The organism is Roseibium aggregatum (assembly GCF_017309185.1).
Classification (GTDB): Bacteria; Pseudomonadota; Alphaproteobacteria; order Rhizobiales; family Stappiaceae; genus Roseibium; species Roseibium aggregatum_B.
The window spans coordinates 304,165-328,403 of sequence record NZ_JAEKJZ010000006.1; the positions used below are offsets into that span (position 1 = coordinate 304,165).

General features: G+C 61.6%; 26 protein-coding genes. 16 read left to right on the forward strand and 10 right to left on the reverse strand.

Annotated features, from left to right (window positions below; translation table 11 throughout):
* Positions 1 to 147: 147 nt before the first annotated feature.
* Positions 148 to 762, reverse strand: coding sequence for an FMN-dependent NADH-azoreductase (locus JF539_RS23325; protein ID WP_207143152.1), 615 nt, complete (start codon positions 760 to 762; stop codon positions 148 to 150).
* Positions 763 to 858: 96 nt separating this feature from the next.
* On the opposite strand from JF539_RS23325, the gene JF539_RS23330 reads away from it, so the two are divergent.
* Positions 859 to 1,776, forward strand: coding sequence for a LysR family transcriptional regulator (locus JF539_RS23330; protein WP_207143153.1), 918 nt, complete (start codon positions 859 to 861; stop codon positions 1,774 to 1,776).
* 42 nt (positions 1,777 to 1,818) lie between these two features.
* Here the strand turns inward: JF539_RS23330 and acuI are convergent, their stop codons facing one another.
* A complete protein-coding gene (gene acuI / locus JF539_RS23335; protein WP_207143154.1) occupies positions 1,819 to 2,811 on the reverse strand; it encodes an acryloyl-CoA reductase in 993 nt (330 codons plus the stop codon).
* Between the two features lie 173 nt (positions 2,812 to 2,984).
* Between acuI and JF539_RS23340 the strand changes: the two genes are divergently transcribed.
* The gene (locus JF539_RS23340) at positions 2,985 to 3,716 is read left to right on the forward strand and encodes a FadR/GntR family transcriptional regulator (protein ID WP_209017526.1); all 732 of its coding nucleotides are present in this window, start codon (positions 2,985 to 2,987) and stop codon (positions 3,714 to 3,716) included.
* A 178-nt stretch (positions 3,717 to 3,894) separates the two neighbouring features.
* Positions 3,895 to 4,041, forward strand: a complete 147-nt coding sequence (locus JF539_RS23345; protein WP_207143156.1) for a hypothetical protein — start codon at positions 3,895 to 3,897, stop codon at positions 4,039 to 4,041.
* Positions 4,042 to 4,060: 19 nt separating this feature from the next.
* On the opposite strand, the gene JF539_RS23350 is transcribed toward JF539_RS23345, so the two are convergent.
* The 6 genes from JF539_RS23350 to pqqA form a co-directional block, all read right to left on the reverse strand.
* Positions 4,061 to 5,464, reverse strand: a complete 1,404-nt coding sequence (locus JF539_RS23350) for a hypothetical protein (RefSeq protein WP_207143157.1) — start codon at positions 5,462 to 5,464, stop codon at positions 4,061 to 4,063.
* 238 nt (positions 5,465 to 5,702) lie between these two features.
* On the reverse strand, positions 5,703 to 6,800 hold the full coding sequence (gene pqqE / locus JF539_RS23355) for a pyrroloquinoline quinone biosynthesis protein PqqE (protein WP_207143158.1): 1,098 nt from the start codon (positions 6,798 to 6,800) through the stop codon (positions 5,703 to 5,705).
* Entirely contained in the window at positions 6,797 to 7,117 is a 321-nt protein-coding gene (gene pqqD / locus JF539_RS27770) for a pyrroloquinoline quinone biosynthesis peptide chaperone PqqD (RefSeq protein ID WP_328809303.1), read from the reverse strand. Before pqqD ends, pqqE begins: the two co-directional genes overlap by 4 nt.
* Positions 7,118 to 7,121: 4 nt before the next feature.
* A complete protein-coding gene (gene pqqC, locus JF539_RS23365; protein WP_328809304.1) occupies positions 7,122 to 7,961 on the reverse strand; it encodes a pyrroloquinoline-quinone synthase PqqC in 840 nt (279 codons plus the stop codon).
* Entirely contained in the window at positions 7,958 to 8,896 is a 939-nt protein-coding gene (gene pqqB, locus JF539_RS23370) for a pyrroloquinoline quinone biosynthesis protein PqqB (RefSeq protein ID WP_207143160.1), read from the reverse strand. The genes pqqC and pqqB overlap by 4 nt, the downstream gene beginning before the upstream one ends.
* A 28-nt stretch (positions 8,897 to 8,924) precedes the next feature.
* Positions 8,925 to 9,026, reverse strand: a complete 102-nt coding sequence (gene pqqA, locus JF539_RS23375) for a pyrroloquinoline quinone precursor peptide PqqA (RefSeq protein WP_103223263.1) — start codon at positions 9,024 to 9,026, stop codon at positions 8,925 to 8,927.
* Between the two features lie 657 nt (positions 9,027 to 9,683).
* On the opposite strand from pqqA, the gene JF539_RS23380 reads away from it, so the two are divergent.
* From JF539_RS23380 to JF539_RS23400, 5 genes are all read left to right on the forward strand, one after another.
* A complete protein-coding gene (locus JF539_RS23380) occupies positions 9,684 to 10,376 on the forward strand; it encodes a response regulator (RefSeq protein ID WP_207143161.1) in 693 nt (230 codons plus the stop codon).
* Positions 10,377 to 10,449: 73 nt separating this feature from the next.
* The gene (locus tag JF539_RS23385; RefSeq protein WP_207143162.1) at positions 10,450 to 11,622 is read left to right on the forward strand and encodes an FIST N-terminal domain-containing protein; all 1,173 of its coding nucleotides are present in this window, start codon (positions 10,450 to 10,452) and stop codon (positions 11,620 to 11,622) included.
* The gene (locus tag JF539_RS23390) at positions 11,619 to 13,865 is read left to right on the forward strand and encodes an ATP-binding protein (RefSeq protein ID WP_207143163.1); all 2,247 of its coding nucleotides are present in this window, start codon (positions 11,619 to 11,621) and stop codon (positions 13,863 to 13,865) included. Before JF539_RS23385 ends, JF539_RS23390 begins: the two co-directional genes overlap by 4 nt.
* 79 nt (positions 13,866 to 13,944) lie before the next feature.
* Positions 13,945 to 14,610, forward strand: coding sequence for a hypothetical protein (locus JF539_RS23395; RefSeq protein ID WP_207143164.1), 666 nt, complete (start codon positions 13,945 to 13,947; stop codon positions 14,608 to 14,610).
* The gene (locus JF539_RS23400) at positions 14,607 to 14,987 is read left to right on the forward strand and encodes a hypothetical protein (RefSeq protein ID WP_209017527.1); all 381 of its coding nucleotides are present in this window, start codon (positions 14,607 to 14,609) and stop codon (positions 14,985 to 14,987) included. Before JF539_RS23395 ends, JF539_RS23400 begins: the two co-directional genes overlap by 4 nt.
* A 24-nt stretch (positions 14,988 to 15,011) precedes the next feature.
* Here the strand turns inward: JF539_RS23400 and JF539_RS23405 are convergent, their stop codons facing one another.
* Positions 15,012 to 15,833, reverse strand: coding sequence for a quinoprotein dehydrogenase-associated SoxYZ-like carrier (locus JF539_RS23405; RefSeq protein ID WP_207143165.1), 822 nt, complete (start codon positions 15,831 to 15,833; stop codon positions 15,012 to 15,014).
* Positions 15,834 to 15,977: 144 nt separating this feature from the next.
* Here JF539_RS23405 and JF539_RS23410 point away from each other — a divergent pair, with 144 nt between their 5' ends.
* A complete protein-coding gene (locus JF539_RS23410) occupies positions 15,978 to 17,027 on the forward strand; it encodes a quinoprotein relay system zinc metallohydrolase 2 (RefSeq protein WP_207143166.1) in 1,050 nt (349 codons plus the stop codon).
* Positions 17,028 to 17,046: 19 nt separating this feature from the next.
* Here JF539_RS23410 and JF539_RS23415 read toward each other — a convergent pair whose 3' ends face one another.
* Positions 17,047 to 17,643: a hypothetical protein gene (locus tag JF539_RS23415; protein ID WP_207143167.1), complete on the reverse strand. Its 597-nt coding sequence runs from the start codon at positions 17,641 to 17,643 to the stop codon at positions 17,047 to 17,049.
* A gap of 190 nt (positions 17,644 to 17,833) precedes the next feature.
* Here JF539_RS23415 and JF539_RS23420 point away from each other — a divergent pair, with 190 nt between their 5' ends.
* The 7 genes from JF539_RS23420 (at position 17,834) to JF539_RS23450 (ending at position 24,231) form a co-directional block, all read left to right on the forward strand.
* Positions 17,834 to 18,946, forward strand: a complete 1,113-nt coding sequence (locus JF539_RS23420; protein WP_207143168.1) for an S-(hydroxymethyl)glutathione dehydrogenase/class III alcohol dehydrogenase — start codon at positions 17,834 to 17,836, stop codon at positions 18,944 to 18,946.
* An 8-nt stretch (positions 18,947 to 18,954) separates the two neighbouring features.
* Positions 18,955 to 19,785 carry an S-formylglutathione hydrolase gene (gene fghA / locus JF539_RS23425; RefSeq protein WP_207143169.1) on the forward strand — a complete coding sequence of 277 codons (831 nt, stop codon included), beginning with the start codon at positions 18,955 to 18,957 and terminating at the stop codon, positions 19,783 to 19,785.
* A gap of 21 nt (positions 19,786 to 19,806) precedes the next feature.
* On the forward strand, positions 19,807 to 20,214 hold the full coding sequence (locus JF539_RS23430; protein ID WP_207143170.1) for a c-type cytochrome: 408 nt from the start codon (positions 19,807 to 19,809) through the stop codon (positions 20,212 to 20,214).
* Positions 20,215 to 20,349: 135 nt separating this feature from the next.
* Positions 20,350 to 22,170, forward strand: a complete 1,821-nt coding sequence (xoxF5, locus tag JF539_RS23435; RefSeq protein ID WP_207143171.1) for a lanthanide-dependent methanol dehydrogenase XoxF5 — start codon at positions 20,350 to 20,352, stop codon at positions 22,168 to 22,170.
* A gap of 105 nt (positions 22,171 to 22,275) precedes the next feature.
* The gene (locus JF539_RS23440) at positions 22,276 to 22,812 is read left to right on the forward strand and encodes a c-type cytochrome, methanol metabolism-related (RefSeq protein ID WP_209017529.1); all 537 of its coding nucleotides are present in this window, start codon (positions 22,276 to 22,278) and stop codon (positions 22,810 to 22,812) included.
* A 4-nt stretch (positions 22,813 to 22,816) separates the two neighbouring features.
* Positions 22,817 to 23,641 (forward strand): substrate-binding domain-containing protein, encoded by an 825-nt coding sequence (locus JF539_RS23445; protein ID WP_328809305.1) that lies wholly within the window; start codon positions 22,817 to 22,819, stop codon positions 23,639 to 23,641.
* 71 nt (positions 23,642 to 23,712) lie between these two features.
* A complete protein-coding gene (locus JF539_RS23450; protein ID WP_207143298.1) occupies positions 23,713 to 24,231 on the forward strand; it encodes a PQQ-dependent catabolism-associated CXXCW motif protein in 519 nt (172 codons plus the stop codon).
* Positions 24,232 to 24,239 lie beyond the last annotated feature (8 nt).

Below are 24,239 nucleotides of genomic sequence, written 5' to 3' on the forward strand. Positions count from 1 at the left end.
CGGGAGGTCCTGCATCAGAATGCAGAAATACGGCCCACGACGAGCCGGACGACTCTGGACCGGGCGCTTATATGGGAGCCTGCCCGGGAATGCAACCGGAATCCGCGCTGTTTGCCAGAAACCCGCGCGGACACCGGGTCGCTTAGGTTACGCCGCCAGCCGGCATTCTTCCTTGGCCGCTTCCACGCGCGCCGCGGCGGTTTCGGGGTCGGCGACGGTGCCCTGGGCCGAAATGAAGCGGATGTCCTGAATGCCGAGGAAGGACAGCAGGAAATTCAGGTAAGGCTGCACGAAATTCGCCGCCGCGAAGGGCTGGCCTTCCAGATAGCCCTCGGCGCCATAGGTGCCGACGACAACCGCCCGCCGTGTCCTGACGAGGCCGCTGAACGCCTCGCCGTCATAAGAAAAGGTATGTCCGACCCGCACGATCTGGTCGATCCAGGCCTTTAGTGCCGCGGGAACGCCGAAATTGTAGATTGGCGTGGCGATCAGGAGCGTGTCCGCTTCCTGTAACTCGGCGATGAGCGTGTCGGACAGAGCGGTCGCCTGCCTGAGGTCCGCGGGCAGGTCCGTTTCCGGAAAATAGAACCCTTCAATCGTTTTCTGGCTGATGAGCGGGATTGAGCCGTCGGCAACCTGGCGGGTGACGACCCGGCAATCGCCATGTTTTTCCCTGAAACAGGTCTCGAAATGATCCGCTATCGCGGTGGAATGCGAGCCGTCGCTCCGGGAACTGGAATTGATACGCAGAAGCAAGGTCATGTGGGAACCTCCGTTGAGTGACGGCTTAGAGATATTTCTGCGTGTCTTTCAGAAAAACGGCTTATCCCGCAGCGTAATCGTGCATATCTTGCAGGAATGGAAATTCAATCTCTCAAAACCGTTCTGCTCGTGCGCGATCTCGGCAGCATCGCCGGAGCCGCCCGCGCGCTTGAGGTGGATGCCTCCAGCGTGTCCCGTGTTCTGGCAAGTGTCGAACGGGAGCTCGGCCTGCGGCTGTTTCAGCGTAGCACCCGGAAACTCTCGCTGACGGAGGAAGGCGAGCGCTATCTGAACCGGGTCGCTCCCCTGATCGAGGATCTGGAGGCAGCGCGCGAGGCGGCCTCCTCGAAGGATGTCTCACCGCGTGGCACCTTGCGGGTGACGGCGTCCGTGGCTTTTTCGCAAGAGTTCTTCGTGCCGCTCCTGCCGCGGTTTCAGGAGATGTATCCCGATCTCTCCGTTGAGCTGTTTCCCTCCGACAGCAATCTCGACCTCCTGGCGGAAGGGCTCGACGTGGCGATCCGGCTCGCCGCCGCGCCGAAGGGCGATCTGATTTCGACGAAACTGGCCGAGACGCGCTACCGGGTGGTCGCGGCGCCGGAGTATCTGGAGTGCGCCGGTCCCGTGATCGATCCCCGGGATCTCGTGGACATGAATTGCCTGCGTTTCGCCCTGCCGAATTTCCGGAGCGTTTGGCGCTTCCGGAAACCGGGCGAAGAGCCGTTCGCGGTGGAGGTTTCCGGAAAGACGGTCATCTCCAGCGCCGCGTCGCTGCGGGAGGCCGCTCGTCTCGGGATGGGAGCGGCCCTTCTGCCTGACTGGCTGATCGGGGGGGATCTTGCGAATGGCCGGCTGGTAAACCTCTTTCCGGACTACGAGTGCGCGGCGGCGGATTTCGAAACCGCCGCCTGGATCCTCTATCCGAGCAAAAGCTACCTCCCGCGCAAGGTGCGGGTCTTGATCGATTTTCTGAAAGCAGAGATGACCGGCCTGAAAAACCGGACGGCGCTGTAGGCGGGAAGCGGCTTAACGTCAGCCACTCCGCCCGATCGCCGCTCAGGCGTTCACGTCGACCACGACGCGGCCCTTTACCTGACCCTTCAGGATATCGGCGCCCAGTTTGGGAAGGTCTTCCAGGGTGGCCGGCTGGATGATCTTTTCAAGCTTTTCCATCGGCAGGTCCCTGGCCAGCCGCTCCCAGGCGCGCAGGCGGGCGTCATAGGGTTTCATGACGCTGTCGATGCCTAAGAGATTGACGCCGCGCAGCAGGAACGGAATGACGGTTGCCGGAAGCGCGGCGCCTCCGGCCAGGCCGACCGCCGCAACGGAGGCGCCGTATTTCATCTGGCCGAGAACTCTTGCCAGCATGGCACCGCCGACGGCATCGACGCAGCCTGCCCAGGTTTCGGCTTCGAGGGGGCGCTTGACCGTCTCGGCGACATCGTCGCGGGGAACGATGCGACTCGCGCCAAGGGATTTGAGATACTCCCAGGTGCTTTCGCGGCCGGTCACCGCGGCGACCTCATAGTCGAGGTTGGACAGGATCGCGGTGGCGACGGAGCCGACCCCGCCGGCCGCGCCCGTGACCAGAACCGGCCCGTTCTCGGGGGTCAAACCGTGTTCTTCCAGGGCCATGACTGCAAGCATGGCGGTGAACCCCGCCGTGCCGATGGCCATGGCGTTCCGCGTTGTCAGGCCGTCGGGAAGCGGCACCAGCCATTCGCCCTTGACGCAGGCCTTCTGAGCGTATCCGCCCCACCAGACCTCGCCGACCCGCCAGCCGGTGAGCACGACCTTGTCGCCGGGTTTGTACCAGTCGTCGGAGGATTCTTCGACCGTTCCCGCGAAGTCGATGCCCGGCACATGGGGATAGGTTTTGACGAGGCCGCCGCCGGGGCCGATGCACAGACCGTCCTTGTAGTTAAGAGTCGAATACTCCACGGCGACGGTGACATTGCCGTCCGGCAGGCGGGTTTCTTCGATCTCCTGCACGGAGGCGTGGGTCTTGCCGTCTTCATCCTTGTCGACGATGAGCGCTTTGAATGTCATGAGAAATCCTCCGAAAATCCGTGGATCCGTCTGGCCGGTCCCTGTCTCTTAAGCTGCGGTCGGGCGGTGAAAATGTCAAACATTTAATTGTCAGACATTTGTTTATTTGAATTGACCGTCCTTTTAGGTGGGATTACGATTTAGGCTCAGTCATGCATTTCAGGGAGACCGCCTTGGCGATCGAATTCGAGACCATCCGCAAAGAAGGCCTGTCCGTGCAGATCGCCAACGCTATCCGCGACGCCATCCTGGGAGGGCGCCTCAGCGGGGAAGAGAAGCTTCCGAGCGAGGCGGAACTTGCGGAAAGGTTCGGCGTCTCCCGTTCGACGGTGCGCGAAGCGCTCAAGAGGCTGGCGGCTCAGAATCTGATCCGCAGCGAGCGAGGCTCGTCGGGCGGTGCCTTCGTCAACCGGCTCACCTGGGAAGAGGCCAAAGCCGACCTGGTGACGACGACGCGGCTCCTGATCGGCATGAACGGCATTCCTTTCGAGGATGCGATCGAGGCCCGGTTCGCGCTCGAAGCCGCGGCCTTGCCGCTGGCGGCGAAAAACGCGACGGACAGCCAATTGTCAGAAATGCGCCGGGAAATCGGTTGCCAGAACGATCCGGCAACGAATGACGAGGACTTCTGTGGCTCGGATGTGCGCTTTCACTCCGCCATCGCCGAGGCGAGCGGCAACCCTCTGCTTGCCTTTCAGCTTTCGGCAGCGTTCGAGGCCATGCAGCCCTTGATGAACATGCTGGTCTACCGCCTGCGCGACCGGGAACGGATTGTCCGCTTCCACCGGGCGCTCGCGGATGCCCTGGAGAGACAGGACGGCTCTCTTGCGGCCGCGCATCTGGAGGAATTGTGGGCCTACACAAGGGAACTGGCCGCGCAGCGGCGCGAGCCCAGGCCTGACTAATCGAGCCTTCCTCCGGCAACAGAAAAGCGTGAACGGACCGCCGCGCCGCAAAAGTGACGCTGCGGCATTGCGCTGAATACTCCTAAAGTCTAATATAGACGAAAGTCGAATTCGATTCGGCGTTGGTGCCATGGCGGCGAGGATCCTGCCATGGCTGATGCGTTTAGGGAGAAACGCCATGAAGTTCTGGAGCCTTGCCTTCGTTGTCGCCTTTCTTGCCGGAGCGGCGGCGACCAAAGCCACAAACGCAAGCCATGAACTGGCCGAGGTCGGTGCGCATTCCGGCGTCCCGGTCACCACCCTGCATACCCCGGTGACGCCCTGAGACGAGCTACGCAACTTCTTTATAGCAGTGCGTAGGCCAGAACCCAGAAGGTGACCAGCGCGCCGGCGATCGGTAGGTAAAGGCCGTTCCATCTCAGCGCGACATGACGGGCGCTGACGCCCGCGAAAGACCCGGTGACGACGGACATCGCGGTGAACGGCGAGGAGATGCCGCTGAGCGCCCAGCCGCCGGTCGTCGCCAGCAGCAGGTCGGTTGGTTCGAGGCCGATGTCGCGTGCCGGAGGCAGAAGCGGCGCGAGCAGGGAGATCGCCAGGAGCGGGTTCATTCCGAGTTGCCCCATGGCGGGAATGATCCAGATAACGAACACCAGCAGCAACGCGGGCGGCAGCAGATGCAGATCTATGCCCGCCGTGGCGACCAGCGGATCGACCAGCGCGCCCCCGACGATGCCTATGAAGCCCGCCATCGTCAGAAGGACGACTTGAGATTGCAGCACCGGCAGCTCCGTTCGGGCAAAGTCCAGGCTTCGCCGCGCCATGGCCTTTGCAGGAGCGGTATCCTTGTTCTGAAGGCCGATCCAGGCGATGGAAATCAGGGGAACGACCACGATCACGATCCCCGGTACCCGGATGCCCGAACCGAGATGAATCGCAAAGACGAGGCTGCCCATGATCACGAGCAGCAACAGGAGCGGGCCGAGGGTCCGCACGGAGCCCGCCGGTTGTTGAGGCCGGCCGGTCCGGGGGCGTGAAAGCTTCGGCTTGAAGATCGTATCCAGCAGCCAGCCGCTGCCCGCCAGCAAGAGGCCGGTGACGAAGCACGGCAGGACCGCGTCCGTCCAGGAAACGCCGGCAATCAGCACGCTGGAGAAGGTGAATGCGAAGGAGAGCGGCGACCACGGCAGGGTCGAAACGAAGGCTCTCTCGATGGCAAGCAGCATGCGCCGCGTGCGGTGCTCGCGGATTTCCGGATCTTTTTCTTCCTTCGCGCTGGCAACCGCAAGGTTGCCGAGAAGTGCAATGGCGCCGTAATTGAGGAGCAGGCTGAAAAGCTGTCCCCCGACCGTCAGGGCGGCATAGCGCCGTCCCGGTGGCTGTCCGGCGAGATAACGGCCGCAGTCGACGATCGCGGGGGAACTGGCCGCGGCGTTTCCCAGGGTCGACAGGGCGCAGAAGAAAGCGGCCACGAATTCCGCCGTCACCAGCGCGCGGTCAAGGACGTCCGGCCAGTCCTGCCGCGTCAGGACCACAGCGCCGCTTAAGCCAAGGGCGACGATCACGAAAACCTTCCGTCCCCAGCGCACGCGCGGGACCGTAACGGCGATGGCCGCCAGAAAGACCGCATGCGCGCACAGGTGAAGCGGATAGGTGTCGAAACCCCATTCCCGGGTCGCCGCGATCAGGGTGATCAGGCAAAGCAGCAGTCCGACAATCGCATTCACCGAAGACGTCTTGCGCTCCACGTGCCCGCACCCTTGTTGCCCGTCCGGCAGCTGACTGAACGACCGCGGTGAAACGCCGCTCAGTGCGCGGCGACGGTTGTTCTGCCTGTCTACCGGCTCGTTGGCATATTGAAAAGACGAATGACCCCAGCAGGAAGGGAATCGGCGAGGGACCTTTTCTTGTCGGTCCGGGAATACAATAGCTCAATTGCCGATCAAGGGAAGGCCAGCGGCGACCGGGTTTGCAAAAACAGCAGGTTCAGGCGTTCTCGGCAAGGATCTTGCCGGCCGACAGAACCCGTTTCCGGATCTCTTGCGCCGCCGGCAGTTCGCGCAGGCGGTCGTGGTAGGGAGAGAGCTTGCAGGTCGGATCGGTGGCGGCAGCGTCTCCGGTCAGGGCGAAGGCCTGGCAGCGGCAGCCGCCGAAGTCGATTTCCTTGCGCTCGCAGGACCGGCACGGTTCGGGCATCCAGTCGTATCCGCGGAACCGGTTGAAGGCGTCGGACCCTTCCCAGATGTCCTTGAGCGGCTTGTCCGTCACCCTGTCGAATTTCAGCGAGGTGATCGATTGGGCCGCGTGGCAAGGCAGGACATGTCCGTCCGGCGTGATCGCGAAGGCATCCTTGCCCCAGCCGCCCATGCAGGGTTTCGGGTAGTCCGCGTAATAGTCCGGCGTGACGAAGTCGATGTTGAGAATGCCTGTCAGCTCGTCCCTGGTCTTCTCGACATAGTCCACCTGCCGCATGACCGCGTCGTAGTCCGGCAACAGGGCCGAGCGGTTGAGATAGGCCCAGCCGTAGTATTGGACGTTGGCGATCTCCAGCCGCTCGGCGCCGATTTCAAGCGCGAGCGCGACGAACTCCGGCACCTCTGCGATGTTGAGCTTGTGGATCGGCGCATTGACGGTCAGGGGCAGGCCCAGTTCGCGCACCCATCGCGCCGCCTGGAGCTTTTTCTCGTGGCCGCCGCGATAGTGTCCGACAAGCTCGGTCGTTTCGGCTTTCGCGCCCTGGAAACTGATCTGCGCATGCTCCAGCCCCGCGTCGACAAAGGCTTCCAGCCGGTCGCGGGTCAGGGTCACGGCAGCGGTGATCAGATTGGTGTAGACGCCGTTTTGCGACAGGCAGGCGATGATCTCTTCAAGATCCCGGCGCAGTGTCGGTTCGCCGCCGGACAGATGAACCTGAAGAATACCGAGCCGGGCTGCCTGCTCGAAGGTGTCGATCCAGGTTTCCGTATCGAGTTCCCGGTTCGCCTTCAGGAGTTCGACGGGATTGGAGCAATAGCCGCATTGCAGAGGGCAGCGGTGTGTCAGCTCCGCCAGAATGCCGAGCGGCGGTCCTACGGGATCGGTCACCTTGCCGCCTCCGCGTCTGCCCGGGAACAGCGGATCAGCAGCCGGTCGCTCCACTCCTGAACAAAGGCGAGCACATCCGGCGCGATTTGGTCCGCGGGGGCGTCGTAATCCTGCGCAAGATCGGCAACGATTTTCGAAATCGGTTCGTCACCCGTGCAGCGCTTAAGAATGTCGGCGCTGACCTCGTCCGGCCAGAGCACTTTTTCCGGCGCCAGCACGGCCCATTTGCCGCGCAGCTCGTTGAAGGTCAGGCGCACATGGGCGGCCAGCGCCGGGCGGCTCGTCGTGTCGACGATATGGCGGCTGCACGGAGGCACCGCCCTAATCCGCCGTCGGTGGAACGAAGGCGCCAGGCGGGATGAACCCGGGTTCCACGTAAGCGTGATAGAGCGCGTCGAGCATGGCCCACAAGAGGTCGCATTTCGAAAGAAGCGCATCGACCGCGTCGGCCTGCTTGTCCGGGGTGTCGGCCCACTCCGTCACCAGCGAAAGGGCGTGCTCCGCGTCGCGCGGGGCCTGATGCAGACGTGGCTTGAAGTAGGCGAGCGTGTCCTCGGTGATATAGTCGTAGCGGGCCAGCATCGCGGGTACCCGCTCGCCGATCGCGACCGGGGAAAACAGCTCCGTCAGCGACGAGGCAACGGCGGTGAGCAGGGACCCTGACGAAACAAGGTCGATATAGGCACCGACCGCGTAACGGGTGGCCGGCAGGGCGTAGCGCCGCTCCTTGACCATCGCGACGTCCAGACCCAGTCCTTCGGCCAGTTTCAGCCAGCGCTTGACGCCGCCCTCGTTGTCCTCACCGTCCTCGCCGTCGTGGTCGATGATGCGCTTGCGCCATTCACGACGGAACACCGCGTCTTCGGAGCGGGACAGGATGATGGCGTCCTTCTTCGGAATGATCGCCTGATAGCAATACCGGTTGAGCGCCCAGGCCTGCATTTGCGCCTTGGTCAGCTCTCCCGCGTTCATCCGTTTATGAAACGGATGGTGGATGTGATAACGGTCGAAGCCGGCCGTCCGCAGGGCCTCCTCCAGCTCGGCCGGCGACAGCAGCTTGCCGGTACGGCGTATTTCGTCGGCCCTTGTCGGCGCGACGCCGCTCTGCACGCCGATACAGGGGGGCTGCGGTTGCATCCTTGCCGTTGCGGTTCCCGTCACAGCGTTATCTCCATCCCGTCATATCCGATCTCCCAACCCGCTTCCCGAACGGTGTTGGCCGCGTCGGACTGAGGGTCGAGGATCGGGTTTGTATTGTTGATGTGAACGAATATCCGGCGGCCGAGTTCGACCGGTTTCAGCGCCTCCAGCGATCCGTTGGGTCCACCGATCGCCATATGCCCCATGCGGGCGCCTGTCTTGGTGCCGACGCCGGTATCGGCCATTTCCGTGTCGTGAAACACGGTTCCGTCGAACATCAGGCAGTCCGAGCCGTCGATGCGCCGGCGCAACGTCTCGTCGACCGCCGCGCAGCCGGGAATGTAGAACAGTTTTCCGCCGGAGCTATTCAGAGAGTCCTCATGCAAGGCAACGCCGATCGTGTCGCCGTCGGCGGTGCCGAAATTCTCGCCGTCTTCCGATTCCAGAAAGAGGGCAACCTTGCCGGGGACCGCGAAGGTTTCGACCGTGAGCCCGATCGGTCCATCGGGGCCTTCCAGCCCGGTGATGCCGGAAAGTGGTAGCTCGCGCCGTTCCACCACATCCGCCGCAAGCACCTGAAAGATGCTGTTGTCCGCCAGGGTCCTGAGAACGCGCGCCGTGGCATAGAGCACGAAGGGTTCGCGTTCGCGCAGGGACAAGAGGCCGGCGATGTGGTCGACATCCGCGTTGGTCAGCACGACGGTCTTGATAGGCGTATGTCGCAAGGGGCCGTCGCCCCGGGGCTGAAGGTCCGGCGAAGCGGCGATCTGAGTCCGGATGTCCGGCGACGCATTAAAGATGGCCCAGCTTTCGCCGTCCGCGCTGGCCGCAATGCTGGATTGCGTGCGGACGAGAAAGCCGGGCCGATTTTCCCGCACGGCGCGGCTGAGCGGTGCATTGCAATTCCACTGGGGAAAGCCTCCACCGGCCGCGGATCCGAGGATCCTGATTTTCACCGCGCGTCTCCTCGTTTCCGAAGACGGATTATTTCTTGCGGCCGCAGGTACCGATTTCAGCCGGCATGTAGCGGGTCACTTCGAAACCGGCTTCCACGGCGGTCATTGCAGGCTTTTTCCAAGTTTTCATGTCACTTCCTCCTCATGTAGACACGCGAAGCGATGCTAGCATTGGAGAGGCGAGGCGTGAGTACACACCTTAGTATAGGGTTTGCGAATATTGATTATCGCGCTTTTTGCGGTGCGATAATCAAGAAAGTCTTTGAATGATAATGCGATAAATTATTTTGTATTCTTGAATAATTGGCGAAAGAATGCGTCGCAATATAATACCGTTAAGTAGGTATTTCTCCGTATTTCGTTAGGCGCGCGTTCAGAAAGTAGGCGTGTCCGGTTTCCCGACGTCGCGTCCAATGGCCTTCCTTGCAGTTCATTTCGTGCCCGTTCAGGTAATATTCGCTGCTTTCTGTCCGGTGCCAAAGGTGTACGTCAGCATTTCGGATAAGTAATAGTATAACATAATCGATTTTGAAGACGGTTCCTGGCCGTGCGCCTAGGGAAATTGCCTTCTTACATCCAATTTAACGCAGCGGCATCAATGTAGGTAAAGTTAATGCAACCGCTTCGATTGCAGGACAAAAAAAACCATGTAACTATTCGGAACTTGGAGGAACATGGACCTGGTGAGGAGAAGGAGCCGCGTTGAACAGACGCGGTTTTCGCAAGGTCCGCTTGTCTCCCAAATAAAAATAAAAAATCAGGGGGAACGCGAGGAGGAGGAGAAAGCATGTCGCGGACTGAAACGTCCGGTCATCAAGTTACCATTAAATCCGCACTCATTGTCGATGACCATCCGCTGTATTGCGATGCTTTGGCGATGACGATGGAAGGCATCTTCAATACGAAGAAAATACGCACGGCAATTTCGTTGAGAGATGCGTTGCAGAAGCTGCGGTCGTCCTACAGCCCGGATCTGGTAATGCTTGACCTGAATCTGCCCGACGTGTCGGGGTTGAGCGGATTCTTGAAAATAAAGAAGAAAATGCCGGATGTACCGGTCATCGTGACGTCGGCGATCAGTTCCGACAGCATCATTCATTCGGTTATCGAGGCCGGAGCGGCGGGTTTCATACCGAAGGACATCGATCGCCAGGGCTTCAAAAACGCGATGCGGGATGTCGCGGAGGGCAGGATCTACCTTCCGCCCGGATACAACAGGGCATCTCACCACAAGCCCCTGGAAAACGGGTCGGTTGAAGCCATCTCGAACAAGATTGCCGGTCTTTCCCATCAGCAGACCCGAATTCTCGGGCTGATTTGCGAAGGCAAGCAAAACAAGATGATCGCCTACGAGATGCAATTGGCGGAAGCGACAGTGAAGGCGCATATCACCGCCTTGCTGCGCCGTCTGGGTGTCCGCAGCCGGACACAGGCCGCGCTGATGGTGCGCGAAGTCTCCATCCGGCATAGCCTGCAGTAGGTTCACGTGGTGCGGAAGTGCTGCAACGGGCCGTTACCGCCCTTGATGCCGATGCTGTCCGGCGGGAGGTGACATGCTGACCCTGGAAAACAGTCTCGACCGGAGGCCGGCGGAGACAGTGCGCATTGCCGTGTCGCATTCCGCCAATGCGGCGCAAGCGCTGACGGATATCGCTCGCCAACTCGACGGGCTGCGCACGAGCTTCATCCTCTTGCTGGTACCCAGCCGTCTGAAACCGGACGACCTGGCTGCCGCGCTGCCGGATAAGCTGGCCGAAACCGTGGTCTATGGGTGCACCACGGCCGGACAGATCACATCGCAGGGGTATGAGGACGCGGCTCTGGTCGCGCTCGCTTTCCCGCGCGAGCATTTTCGTGTCGCCTCCAAACTGTTTTCGCCGCTGACCCCCTTGTCCATTGCGGAGGTCGTCTCCCAGACCGGGAAGATGGTGGAGAATTTCCGCATTACCCCCGGGCGAAAGCGCCTGGCGCTGATGTTTTGCGATGGCCTGTCGAAACAGGAGGATCTTCTGGCCGCCGCGCTGGAGGCAGGGTTGAAGGACATCCCGGTGTTCGGCGGGTCCGCCGGCGACGGGCTGGAATTCCGGCGGACATTCGTTCTGCATGACGGCAAATTCCATACGAACGCGGCATTGCTGCTGCTCCTCGAAACCAATCTTTCCTACAAGGGCTTGGGGTTCGATCACTTCCAGCCCACGGAAAAACGGATGGTCGTCACCCGGGCGGTTCCGGAGGAGCGCCTGGTTCTGGAGATCAACGGGTCGCCCGCCGCCAGTGAATACGCGCGTCTTGTCGGCGTGCCGACGGACGAGCTGTCCCCGATCGTTTTCGCGGAAAACCCGGTTCTGGTCCGCAACCGGAACCTCTATCACGTGCGCGGTATTCAGCAGATACACGGCGAAAGCGGGCTGACTTTTCTGTCGGCGATCGACGACGGGCTGTTGCTGACACTTGGAAGCGGCAAGGAAATCCTCAAGACGCTCGACAACTCCCTGACTGTCCATGACGATCATGGCGACGCGCCCGACTTCATTCTCGGTTTCGACTGCTATTTGCGAAAACTCGAAATCGAGCACAAGGGTCTTTGCGCGGAGGCCTCCCGGCAGCTGCGCAAGCACCGGGTTGTCGGGTTCAACACCTACGGCGAACAGCATCTGGGCGTGCATGTGAACCAGACATTTGTCGGCGTGGCGTTTTTCCCGCCGCGGGGCGAGATGCTGCCATGATCGATCCCAACGATCCGCTCGACATTCAGGTCGCCAAGCAGTCCAAAATCATCGAGGCGCTGATCGACCGGGTCGAGCGCAGCCACAAGGTCGACGGTACGGCCTATTCCCTGTTCCAGTCGGCAATCGCCCTGCAGGCGGAGGTCTGGGAGAAGACCCGGGACCTTGAAGAGGCCCTGAACACGCTCGGGCGCGCGTCCGGCGAACTGGAAATCGCCTACAAGACACAGGAGCAGGTACAAAAGAACCTCGCCGACGTGATGGTGGCGATGGAAGGCGGCTTCGCGCTTTTTTCAGATGAAAAGCTTCAGGTTTTCAACGCGTTGTTCAAGCAGTTGCTACCGGATGTCGAGCCGCTGATCCAGCCCGGGCTTGCCTTCGACGATTTTCTCGAAGCCGTCAGCGCCAGCAGGTTCGTGATCCGGCAGGGGCCGGGCGAGGGCATGTGGCAGAGCCCGCCGGACCGGTCCGGCGGCCGGCGGTTTTCGTCTTTCGTCATCGCCTTGAGGGGCGACCGCTGGTACCAGCTTTCCTATCGCCAGACGAGTTCCGACAACATCGCGGTTCTCCTGACCGAGGTCACTGAAATCGTGCGCGAGAACCGGCGCGAAAAGAAACGCCTGATCGAGGACCAGGCGCAATTTCTGCAGGCGGCCTTCGATCACCTGTCACTCGGGATCTGCACCTTTTCCTCCGAAGGCGAGTTGCTGGTGCGTAACGAGCGCTTCGGCGAGCTTCTCGGCATTCCGCTGCCGCTCCTCAAGGAAGGTATCGGCTTGCAGAGAATCGTCGAGTATGTCGAGCGCAACGAGATCTTGGAGCGCAGGGGCCAGCGGTCACCCTATCCCGGCTGGTTCAAGGCGGTTTTGCGCGGCAAAACGGTGCAGGAAAGGGTGCGCCGCCGCGATGGCGTCAGGCTTGATCTGCGGACCCACTCCCTGCCCGACAACTGCTTCCTTGTCACGGTCATGGATGTCACCGCGGAAACGAAAGTGGCCGAAATGCTGGAGCAGCGTGTGCAGGAGCGCACCGCGGAGCTGACCGAAGCGAACCGGATGCTGCAGATCCGGTCGGCCGAGCAGTTCAAGACCGAGGACGCTTTGCGTCAGGCCAAGGAGGCCGCCGAGGCAGCGCATGTCTCCAAGACCCGGTTTCTGGCGGCGGCCAGTCACGACCTTCTGCAGCCGATCAACGCGGCCAAGCTCTATATCTCGACGCTCGGCGAAATCGTGGACCCGGGGCAGGCACGTGAAACGGTCGAACGGCTGGGCCGGTCGTTCGAATCGATCGAATCGCTTCTGCATGCACTTCTCGACATTTCGCGGCTCGACAGCGCGGGTGTGGAATTCAACGTCACCTGCTTCAGCCTGGATGAGCCGCTGCGCGCCCTTGAGGAAGACCTTGCTCCCCTGGCGGCCAAGAAGAATCTCGAGCTGAAAGTCATTCCATCGAGCTGCTGGGTCATGTCGGACCGGCGCTATCTCATGCGCTGCATCGGCAATCTCGCGGTCAACGCGATCCAGTATACCGAGAGCGGCCGTGTGCTCGTAGGCTGCCGGCTGAAAGGCAACAAGCTTTCGGTGGAAGTCTGGGACACCGGTATCGGCATTTCGGAAGAGGACCAGGCAAGAATTTTCGACGAGTTCACGCGCGTGAACGATACCAACTCGGGCAGCGGCATGGGGCTCGGCCTGTCCATCATCGAACGGGCCTGCCGGCACCTCGGCCACGAAATCCGGCTTTCCTCTGAACCCGGGCGCGGGTCGATGTTCGCGATCGAGTTGCCCCTTGCGAACTCACCGGAAGGCTCGCGCCTGAGGCGCAAACAGGCGGCGACGGAGAAGACCCCGCAGCACGGACCGCTCGATCTCATCGTTATGGTGGTCGAGAATGACGAGGACGTGCTTCACGCGACAACCCAGAGGCTGGACGGCTGGGGCGCGAGTGTGCTTGCCTGCGGGTCCACCGCCTGCGCGCTTGAACTCATGGCCGAGATCGGAACTCCGCCGGACATCATTCTCGCGGACTACCAGCTCGACGGAGACGACACCGGCGACCGTGCAATCAGGGCGTTGCGCGCGGCGAGCGGTTCGAAGATCCCGGGCATCGTGATCACCGCGAAGAGCTCCAAGGCCCTGCTCCGGCTCGGCCACGAGGAATCGTTCTCCGTCCTGAAGAAACCGGTCAACCTGCCGCGGTTGCGTGCGCTGATCGACTGGAAGACGCGCCGGGAGGCGGTGTGAGCTCCGGTTTTTGAGACCAAGGTCGCAAGTGACAGCCGTTCAGACTCAACTAGGCTGTTGTATAAAAAGGGAGTGCCTCATGCGTTTGTTCTCGCTCGTTCTCGGTCTTTGTCTGCTGTCGGCGCCGTCCTTCGCGGAAGAAACCTATGAGACGTTTTTCCGTGAGGGGGCTCTTGCCGGACTGCACGACGGCGAGACGGTGACCTATTCCACGCGCATATCCGGATGGTCCGCACCGGCGCCGTCTTCTCAGCCCGTGAAGGTGCGGGAGGAAAGTCTTTCGCTCACCGTTTCCGGCGCGGACGTGGAGATGAACCGCCTGCGCGACGGCGTCGACCAGTCGATCGGTACGTTTCCGGTCTCGGTCGGCAACCCCGTCATCATGTATTTCCTGGAGACGACGCTGCGCGACATGGCCGGTCAGGCGGGCGGCAGCCCGTTCTACATTCGCAACCGGATCAAGGACGCCTTGCTGCGGAGCGCCGAGAGGGAAACGGTGACCGTGCCTTACGATGGCGGCGAGATCACGGCGCAGCGGGCCACGATCCGCCCGTTCGCCACCGACAAGGCCCGGGAAAACATGGGCGGGTTCGCCGATCTTGCGCTCGCAGTGACCGTTTCGGAGGAGGCGCCGGGCTGGTACGTCTCGCTGACCGCCACGGCGCCGGCGGCGAGCGGAAGCGAAGCGGAGGAGGGCTATCAGAGCTCCATCACGCTTCACGCACCTGAAGGAGAAACCCAATGATGCGGCAATTTCTGTTTGCGGCGGGTATCAGTCTTGTCGGTCTCGCCGCGGCCGTTCCGGCCAGAAGCGAAGACGCGGCGCTCCGGGACATGGCGAACCGCCTGAACGACTATCCGACCGAGGCGCGGGCGGATTACGTGTTCGGTTGCATGGCCGCGAACGGTCAGGGCCGGATGATGCTGCGCCACTGCGCCTGCTCGATCGACATGATCGCGTCGATCCTGCCGTACGAGCAATATGAAAAGGCGGAGACCGTGTTGGCCATGCAGCAGGGCAGCGGAGAGAAGATGTCCGCCTTCAAGACCATGCACATGGCAACCGAGATCGTCGCCCAACTGCGCCGCGCGCAGGCGGAAGCGGAAATGCTCTGCTTTTAGCGGTTACCACCGGATGGTTTGACCTCAAGCCGGCGGGGCTTTGGGCAGAACCCGGTCGAAGACATTGCCTTCCGTGTCGACCGCGTGCACGCGGAACTCGGGCGATCCGTTGTCCGTGTATGTAAACCGGAACACCGGGTTTTCCGAAATCGAGATGCCGCCTTCGAGCGAGAAGAGCAGGTCGTCGCCCTGATAGACTTCAAGCTCGTTGATGAAATGAGCGCCGATGAACAAATGCGTGAGCTGGTCGCGCTGCAGCCCGGAATAGTTCGGGTGGCGGATCATGATCTGCGCCTCGTAGCGCCGGTTGGACTGGAGCGGAGTGTTGGCAAACAGTCTTGCACGCATCTCTCCCATGCCCTTCAGGGCAACTTCCGGGTCCTTGGTCGCTGGTGCGGAACAGCCTCCGGAAGCCTTCACGAACCGTCCCGCCATGTAGGTCGCGTTATCCGTTTCGGCGAGGACGCGAACATTGGAATATTGGTTGACGCGCACCCGGGTTTCGAATTGCAGGGGATGCATCGCGGCGCCGAAGCGGATCTCCGCGGCGAGCGGTGACGGGTTCTCGTCAATCACCAGCTTGAGCGTCTTGACCGGTCCGGCGTCCGAGCCGGTCTGCTTGACCGTGATGGGCACCGTGGCGGCGTCGTTGGCGCGATATGGGGCCTCGACATCGAAAATCGGCGATCCGTCGAGGAGGGAGATGTCGCCGGCGATGTCGCCGCGCATGTCCGTCCAGGTTTCGCTCTCCGTCAGCGGATTGCGGGTGTCGGGCTCGGTGGCGCCGGCATGCGCGCTAGCAAGGACGGGCACAACAATCGAAAGATGTCTCAGAAGCTGTTTCATGGGTCTCCTCCCTCACAGCTGCCGTAGCGTTATTTTCCGAAAACCTTACCACGAAACGCGTGCGCTCAGAACCGAGCCTTTCGGATGTGTGGCTGAGCGGCCGGGCGCGCCCTAGTCTCGGCTTTGGAGATTGAGGAACTTACGGTGTTTGAAGCGTTCTTGACCCTGTGCCTGCTCTCCGGAGCGCAGACTGGAGAAACCGCGTGCCGCGACATGCTGCTGCCCGGGTTTGCCGCCGAAACAAGGATGGCCTGCGAGGCGGCGATTCAGGCAGATCCACCCGAATGGCTGTCCGCCGAGGGGGCCGGAGACGTTTCATGTGCACCGCTGCCAGCTTCTTCCCTGACGTTTTCCGAAATCGTCCCCGGCGTCTTTCTCCATCGTGGCGTTGTCGCGGAGCCGGACCCGATGAATGGCGGCGATGTCTCGAACATCGCCTTCATCGTCGGCGACCGGAGCATTGCCGTGATCGATGCCGGCGGGTCAAGGCAGATCGGAGAGGAAGTTTACCTCGCCATTCGCGAACGCAGCAGCCTGCCGATTTCCCATCTCGTTCTCACCCATCAGCACCCCGACCACGTGTTCGGGGCGGAAGTGCTGCGCGAGGCGGGCGCGGAAGTCATCGGTCATCCGGCGCTTCCGCGGGCGCTGGCGGACAGGGCCCGGGATTACGAGATCAACTTCACCCGGCTGATCGGTGTTCCGGGGTTCATCGGCAGCCGGGTTGTCGGGCCGGACCGGACGGCCGCCGGGCCCGAGACCATCGACCTTGGCGGACGCGACCTCCTGCTCATGCCGAGGCCGACCGCTCACACGGCAACCGATCTGACTGTCCTGGACGTTGCCTCGAACACACTCATTCTGGGCGACCTCCTTTTCGACGAACACACACCGGCGCTCGACGGCTCGTTGCAGGGCTGGATAGATCTCATGACCATTCTGAAGGACGAGCCGGCGGCACGCGTGGTGCCTGGCCATGGCGGCCCGGTGCTCCCCTGGCCGGACGGGGCCGTTTCCCAGACGCGTTATCTGGAAGCACTCGCCCGGGACACCCGCGAAGCAATCGCGGACGGACTCACTCTGGGAGAAGCCACCGCGGAGATAGGCCGTTCGGAAGCCGAGGAATGGGAGTTGTTCGAGCTTTTCAATCCGCGCAATGCCACGGCGGCCTATACCGAGCTCGAATGGGAGTGATCCGGTCGGGTTCGCTTATCTACTCCTGCACGAAGGTCATCAGCATCTGGGCGATCGCGTAAATGCGTTTTTCCAGAAGGACCGGGGTTTCGCAGACATAGGTGAGCGACTTCCGGCGGTCCTTGAAGATGCGCTCGTCCCAGTCGACCTGTTTCTCGAGCGCGTCGACCCGGTCGAAGTCAGGAGACGACGCAGCCAGCAGCGCTTCCATTTCGGAACGAGCGGTATCTATCTTCTCCGAAAGCGCGGTCTGGCTCTGGGCGTAATTGGCGATACCATTCATTACCCGTCGGCGGTCGCCGGCCAGATTGTCGAAGACCTTGCGGAAAATGCCACCCAGTTCCCGGGCCCCGGTTTCCGGATGGTCTTCGACATAGGCGCGGACATATTCCTGGGCCTCGTCGAGACTGACGCGGCGCAAGGAGAGGAGCGCCGCCAGGTCTCTGGCATCCGGCGGCAGCGCCTCTTCCTCGACGGGGTGGGGCCACATCAGCCCGAAGGAGAGATTTTCAACCTTGCGCTGGATGCACGGCCAGTCGGGATCGGTAAAGCCCGCCGCTGCTACCTGCCCTGCGGCAAGCAAAAGGAAAAACAGCGAAGTCGCAGCTCTTGTCATGGTTCCTCCCCTTCATGTCGATGCTCTACGGCAGCGGTATTGAACCACAGTATAAGCCCTTGATCGTGCCCGGCTAAAGTTCGGATTTACACACTAAGGTCGCAATTGTCGGATGTCGGGGGCCTCATATAATCGGCCTGCAAGCGGAGAAAAACGCAGTTCGAATACCGGAGTGGGGAGGACATTGACTATGCGCACACGCGCGGCTCTGGCCGTTGAGGCCGGAAAACCACTTGTTGTCACGGAAGTTAATCTCGAAGGTCCCAAAGCATTTGAAGTCTTGGTGGAAATCAAGGCGACCGGCTTGTGCCATACTGACGAATTCACCCGCTCCGGTGCGGATCCCGAAGGAATTTTCCCCGCCATTCTGGGTCACGAAGGCGCGGGCGTGGTTGTCGAGGTGGGGCCCGGCGTCACATCGCTCAAGCCCGGCGACCATGTCATTCCGCTCTACACCCCCGAATGCCGCGAATGCGAATACTGCCTCAATCCCAAGACCAATCTTTGCCAGGCGATCCGCTCCACCCAGGGGCAGGGCCTGATGCCCGACGGCACCTCGCGTTTCACGACGCTGGATGGCGAACCAATCTTCCACTACATGGGCTGCTCGACGTTTTCCAACTACACGGTGCTGCCTGAAATCGCGCTCGCGAAAATCAATCCGGACGCGCCATTCGACGTCGTCTGCTACATCGGCTGCGGTGTGACGACCGGTATCGGCGCCGTGATCAACACCGCGAAGGTGGAGATCGGGTCGCGGGCGATCGTCTTCGGTCTCGGCGGCATCGGCCTCAACGTTATCCAGGGCCTGCGTCTGGCTGGAGCCGACCAGATCGTTGGCGTCGACCTCAACCCCTCCAAGGTGGAAATGGCGACCCGCTTCGGCATGACCGATTTCGTCAATCCCTCGGAAGTGGACGGCGATCTGGTTGCCTATCTGGTGAATCTCACCAAGGGGGGCGCGGACTACACATTCGACGCGACCGGGAATGTCGGCGTCATGCGCACGGCGCTGGAAGCCGCTCACAAGGGCTGGGGCGAAAGCATCATCATCGGTGTCGCCCCGGCGGGTGCGGAAATCTCGACCCGTCCGTTCCAGCTTGTCACGGGCCGCAGCTGGCGCGGCACCGCCTTCGGCGGCGCGCGGGGGCGGACCGACGTTCCGAAGATTGTCGACTGGTACATGGACGGCAAGATCGAGATCGATCCGATGATCACCCACAAGCTGACGCTCGACGAGATCAACAAGGGCTTCGACCTCATGCATGAGGGCAAGTCGATCCGCGCGGTCGTCGAGTATTGAGCGGCGCGATGGAACTGGTATCCCAAAGTCAGTGTTTCGGCGGAGTCCAGGCTGTTTACAGCCACGCCTCCGATGCATGCCGGTGCAAGATGACCTTCGGGGTGTTCCTGCCGCCGCAGGCCCGGGACCGCAAGGTGCCGCTGCTTGTCTTTCTGGCCGGTCTGACCTGTACCCATGAAAACGCCATGACCAAGGCCGGCCTGCAGAACTATGCGGCCAAACACGGACTGGCGCTGGCCTTTCCCGACACTTCGCCGCGTGGCGAAGGGGTCTTCGACGACGATGCCTACGACCTCGGTCAGGGGGCGGGCTTCTATGTCAACGCGACCCGGGATCCCTGGCGCAGCCATTTCAGGATGTATGATTACATCGTCGACGAGCTGCCGGCGCTGTTGCTGAAGGAACTGCCGCTGAATGGCGTATTCGGCATTACGGGTCATTCCATGGGTGGGCACGGCGCGCTGACGATCGCGTTGCGCAACCCGGACAAGTTTCGCTCGGTGTCGGCGTTCGCGCCCATCGTCAACCCGACCCGCTCTGATTGGGGGCGCAAGCAGCTGTCCGCCTATCTCGGGGACGACGAGGCGCTTTGGGCGAATTACGACGCCTGCCTGTTGCTGGCCGAGCACGGCTGGAAGGGCGAAATCCTGATCGATCAGGGGTCCGACGATCAGTTCCTGGATCTGTTGCGCCCGGAATCCATGGCGGGACTGATCGCTGAAACCCGGCAGCCGGGGGTTGTAAGAATGCAGCCCGGCTACGATCATAGCTACTACTTTATCGCCAGTTTCGGGGAGGATCACGTGAACTGGCATGCGGAACGGCTGAACGTTCTGTAAAATAGGGGGGATTGGATGCCGATGAAGTCCGGTATCAGCGCAGTTTTACTTTTTGTCTGTAGCGCCCTGGCTGCCGGCGTCGTACCGGCTCATGCCGGGGATTCCGCGGCCGGTGCGAAGGTGTTCCGCAAGTGCAAGGCTTGTCATGACGTCGGCGAGAGCGCCAAATCCAAGGTCGGTCCCATCCTGAACGGGATCGTTGGACGCCCCGCGGGCACCTTCGAAAGCTTTTCCTATTCAAGTGCCATGACCACCGCAGCCGGAAACGGGCTGGTCTGGACGGAAGAGAATATCGCCGAATTCCTGACGAAGCCGAAAAAATTCATGCCCGGCACGAAGATGGCTTTCGCCGGTCTGCGCAAGGAGAAGGACCGGGCGAACGTCATAGCGTATCTGGCAACGTTTCAGAGCGGCGAGGAGGCGAACTGAACGACCGGCCTGAAATTCAGGCGAGAACGGCCGCGGGAATAGAGATTTGCGCGCAACCGATCGCGGGATGAGGAGGATGGTATCCCGAAGCGCAGAGGGGCAGTGCCCGGATCGGAAACCCTATGGGAGGAACTGATGAAACGACTTCTTGCAGCAAAAAGGGCCTTCGTCTTATCGACGGTACTTGCCGCTGGTGGCATAACCTCCGCGAGTGCGAACGAGGACTTGCAGAAGCTGATGGACGACCCGAACCAGTGGGTCAGCCAGACCGGCGACTACGCGAACCAGCGTTATTCCAAACTCGATCAGATCAACAAGGACAATGTCGGCGATCTGCAAGTCGCCTGGACCTTCTCGACCGGCGTTCTGCGCGGACACGAAGGATCCCCGCTGGTGATCGGCGACGTGATGTATGTGCACACGCCGTTCCCGAACATCGTTTATGCGCTCGATCTGAACAATGACGGCAAGGTGCTCTGGAAATATGAGCCGAAGCAGGCGGCCGATGTTGTCCCGGTCATGTGCTGCGATACCGTCTACCGTGGCGTTGCTTACGGCGACGGCAAGATCTTCCTGCACCAGGCCGATACCAAGCTCGTGGCGCTGGACGCCAAGACCGGCGAAGAAGTCTGGTCGGTTGTGAATGGCGACCCCTCAAAGGGCGAAACCAACACCGCGACCGTCATGCCGGTCAAGGACAAGGTGATTGTCGGGATTTCCGGCGGCGAGTTCGGCGTGCGCGGTTCGGTGACCGCTTACAACATGTCCGACGGCTCGCTTGCCTGGCGCGGATACTCCATGGGCCCGGACAGCGACACCCTTATCGATCCGGAAAAGACCACCCATCTCGGCAAGCCCGTCGGCAAGGACAGCGGGACCAACACCTGGGAAGGCGATCAGTGGAAGATTGGCGGCGGGACCACCTGGGGCTGGTATTCCTACGATCCGGAACTGGACCTGATCTACTACGGTACCGGTAACCCGTCGACCTGGAACCCGGCGCAGCGGCCCGGCGACAACCGTTGGTCGATGACCATCTTCGCCCGCAATCCGGATACCGGCATGGCGAAATGGGTCTATCAGATGACGCCCCACGACGAATGGGACTATGACGGCATCAACGAAATGATCCTGACCGATCAGGAATTCAACGGCGAGCAGCGCAAGCTTCTGACCCACTTCGACCGGAACGGTCTGGGGTACACGCTTGACCGCGACACCGGCGAGCTTCTGGTTGCCGAGAAGTATGATCCGGCGGTCAACTGGACGACGGGTGTCGACATGGACCCGAATTCCGACACTTACGGGCGTCCGGCGGTCGTGGCGAAATACTCGACCGAGCAGAACGGCGAAGACGTGAACTCCACCGGCATCTGCCCTGCGGCTCTCGGTTCCAAGGACCAGCAGCCGGCGGCTTATTCGCCGAAAACGGAGACGTTCTACGTTCCGACCAACCACGTCTGCATGGACTATGAGCCGTTCCGCGTGTCCTACACCGCAGGTCAGCCTTACGTCGGCGCGACCCTGTCGATGTATCCGGCTCCGGACAGCCATGGCGGCATGGGTAACTTCATTGCCTGGGACAACATCAACGGCAAGATCAAGTGGTCCATCCCCGAGCAGTTCTCGGTCTGGTCGGGCGCTCTGGCAACGGCCGGCGACGTGGTGTTCTACGGCACGCTCGAAGGTTATCTGAAGGCTGTCGACGCCAACACGGGTGAAGAACTCTACAAGTTCAAGACGCCCTCCGGCATCATCGGCAACGTGATGACCTACACCCATGGCGGCAAACAGTATGTCGCAATTCTCTCAGGCGTTGGCGGTTGGGCCGGTATCGGTCTGGCGGCCGGTCTGACCAATCCGAACGAAGGCCTCGGTGCCGTTGGCGGGTACGCGGCTCTGTCCGACTACACCGCTCTGGGCGGTACGATGACGGTGTTCGCATTGCCGAACTGATCGGAAACGGCCGGGGTTTCCCGGTGTCACACTGGACTGGCGCGGCTAAGCGCGCCAGTCCGCTCCCGATCACAAAGCTGAGTTAACATTGCGAAAATGAGTTCCATGTCTAACAAGATCGCCCTGGCCGCCTTGGCCGCATCCCTGCTGTTCGGACTGAACGCCGCTCATGCGCAAAGCAGTACCGACGAAGAAGCGCCGGACAATATCGCCGTGGCCTACAGCGAAGAGGGCCGCTACTATACGGAAGATGACATTCCCACCTACAATATCGGCGAAGATGGATCGGTCGACTGGATGACCTATTCCGGGTTCCGCCGGTATCATGCGGAATGTCATGTCTGCCACGGGCCCGAGGGAGAAGGGTCGTCCTACGCCCCTGCCCTGAAGAAATCCGCCATTGACATGGACTATTACGACTTTGTCGATGTGGTCACCAACGGTCGCACGAGGGTGAATGCCGCCGAGAACTCGGTGATGCCCGCCTTCGGCACCAATCCCAACGTCATGTGCTACCTCGACGACATCTATACATACCTGAAGGCGCGCGGCACGGATGCTGTGCCGAGAGGACGCCCTGCGAAAAAGGAGCCGAAGTCCGATGCCATTCGCGAGGCTGAGAACCTCTGCCTCGGCAGCTAGCCGCGTGTGGGGTAGACTGACGCTTGTCCTGCTTGCCGCGCTTGCCCTTGGTCAACCGGCAAGCGCGCAGACGTCCGACCTGACCTCGAAGAAGGCTTTCCGTGTCTGCGCCGATCCGGCCAACATGCCTTTGTCGAACGAAGCGGAAGAGGGATTTGAAAACAAGATCGCCGGCCTGATCGCCGGCGAACTCGGCCTGCCGCTGCAGTATACCTGGTTCCCGATGGCAACCGGCTTCATTCGCAGAACCCTTGGCGCGAATGAATGCGATGTCGTCATCGGCTACGGCCAGGGGGGTGAACTGGTTCAAAATACCAACCATTACTACACGTCCGCCTTCGTTCTGGTCGTTCCCGCCGAGGGGCCGCTAGCCGGGGTCACTCAGCTTGGCGACCCGGCATTGGAAGGGGCGCGTCTCGGGATTGTCGCCGGCAGTCCGCCAGCCACTCACATGGTTAAATACGGCTTGATCGGGAAGGCAAAACCCTACAGCCTGATGGTTGACCGCCGCTACGATAACCCGTCGGGAACCATGCTGGACGATCTGAAGGCGGGCGAGATCGACGCGGCGGTTCTGTGGGGCCCGATCGCCGGTCCGCTGGTCAAGCAGGACTATCCCGGGTTCAAGGTCATACCTCTTTTGACGGAGGAAGGACTGCCCCGGATGTATTATCGCGTCACAATGGGCGTCCGCCACGGCGAAAACGACTGGCGGCGCAAGCTGAACTCGTTGATCCGCCGCAATCAGGGCAAGATCGATGCAATCCTGATAGAGGCCGGTGTGCCGCTGCTCAATCAGATGGGGACAGCGGTTTACGGGGAGAAGTAACGATGGCGTTCGTCGTCTGGCCAAGGGGGGCATGGAACGCTGGTGTGCTCCGTGCAGCCTTGCTTGCCGGCATGGTGTTGGCCGGATGGGCGGCCCCGCTTCACGCGCAAGGCGTGCCCGAACCGGACGGCTACCGGGACGAACCCTACCGTGGGCCTGTCCCGGAGACGCTCGAGGGTGGCACGGTGGTTTCGACCGAGGAGGCCCACGCACTCTGGGAGGCCGGAGAGACGGCTTTCATTGACGTTCTGCCCCGCGCGCCAAAGCCGAAGAACCTGCCTGCGGGCACGATCTGGCGCGACAAGCCCCGCCTTTCCATCCCGGGGAGCCTGTGGCTGCCCAATGTCGGGTATGCGCGGATTGCCGAGCCGACCGCGGATTATTTCAGGTCGGGTCTTGAGAAGGCCACCGGCGGTGACATGACGCATTCCGTCCTGTTCTTTTGTCTCGACGAATGCTGGATGTCCTGGAACGCCGCAAAACGAGCCCTGGAGTACGGATACGAGACCGTCTACTGGTTCCCGGAGGGGACCGATGGCTGGACGTTCGACGACTTTCCGGTCGAAGAGATCAAGCCTGAGCCGCATTGATGTGCGCT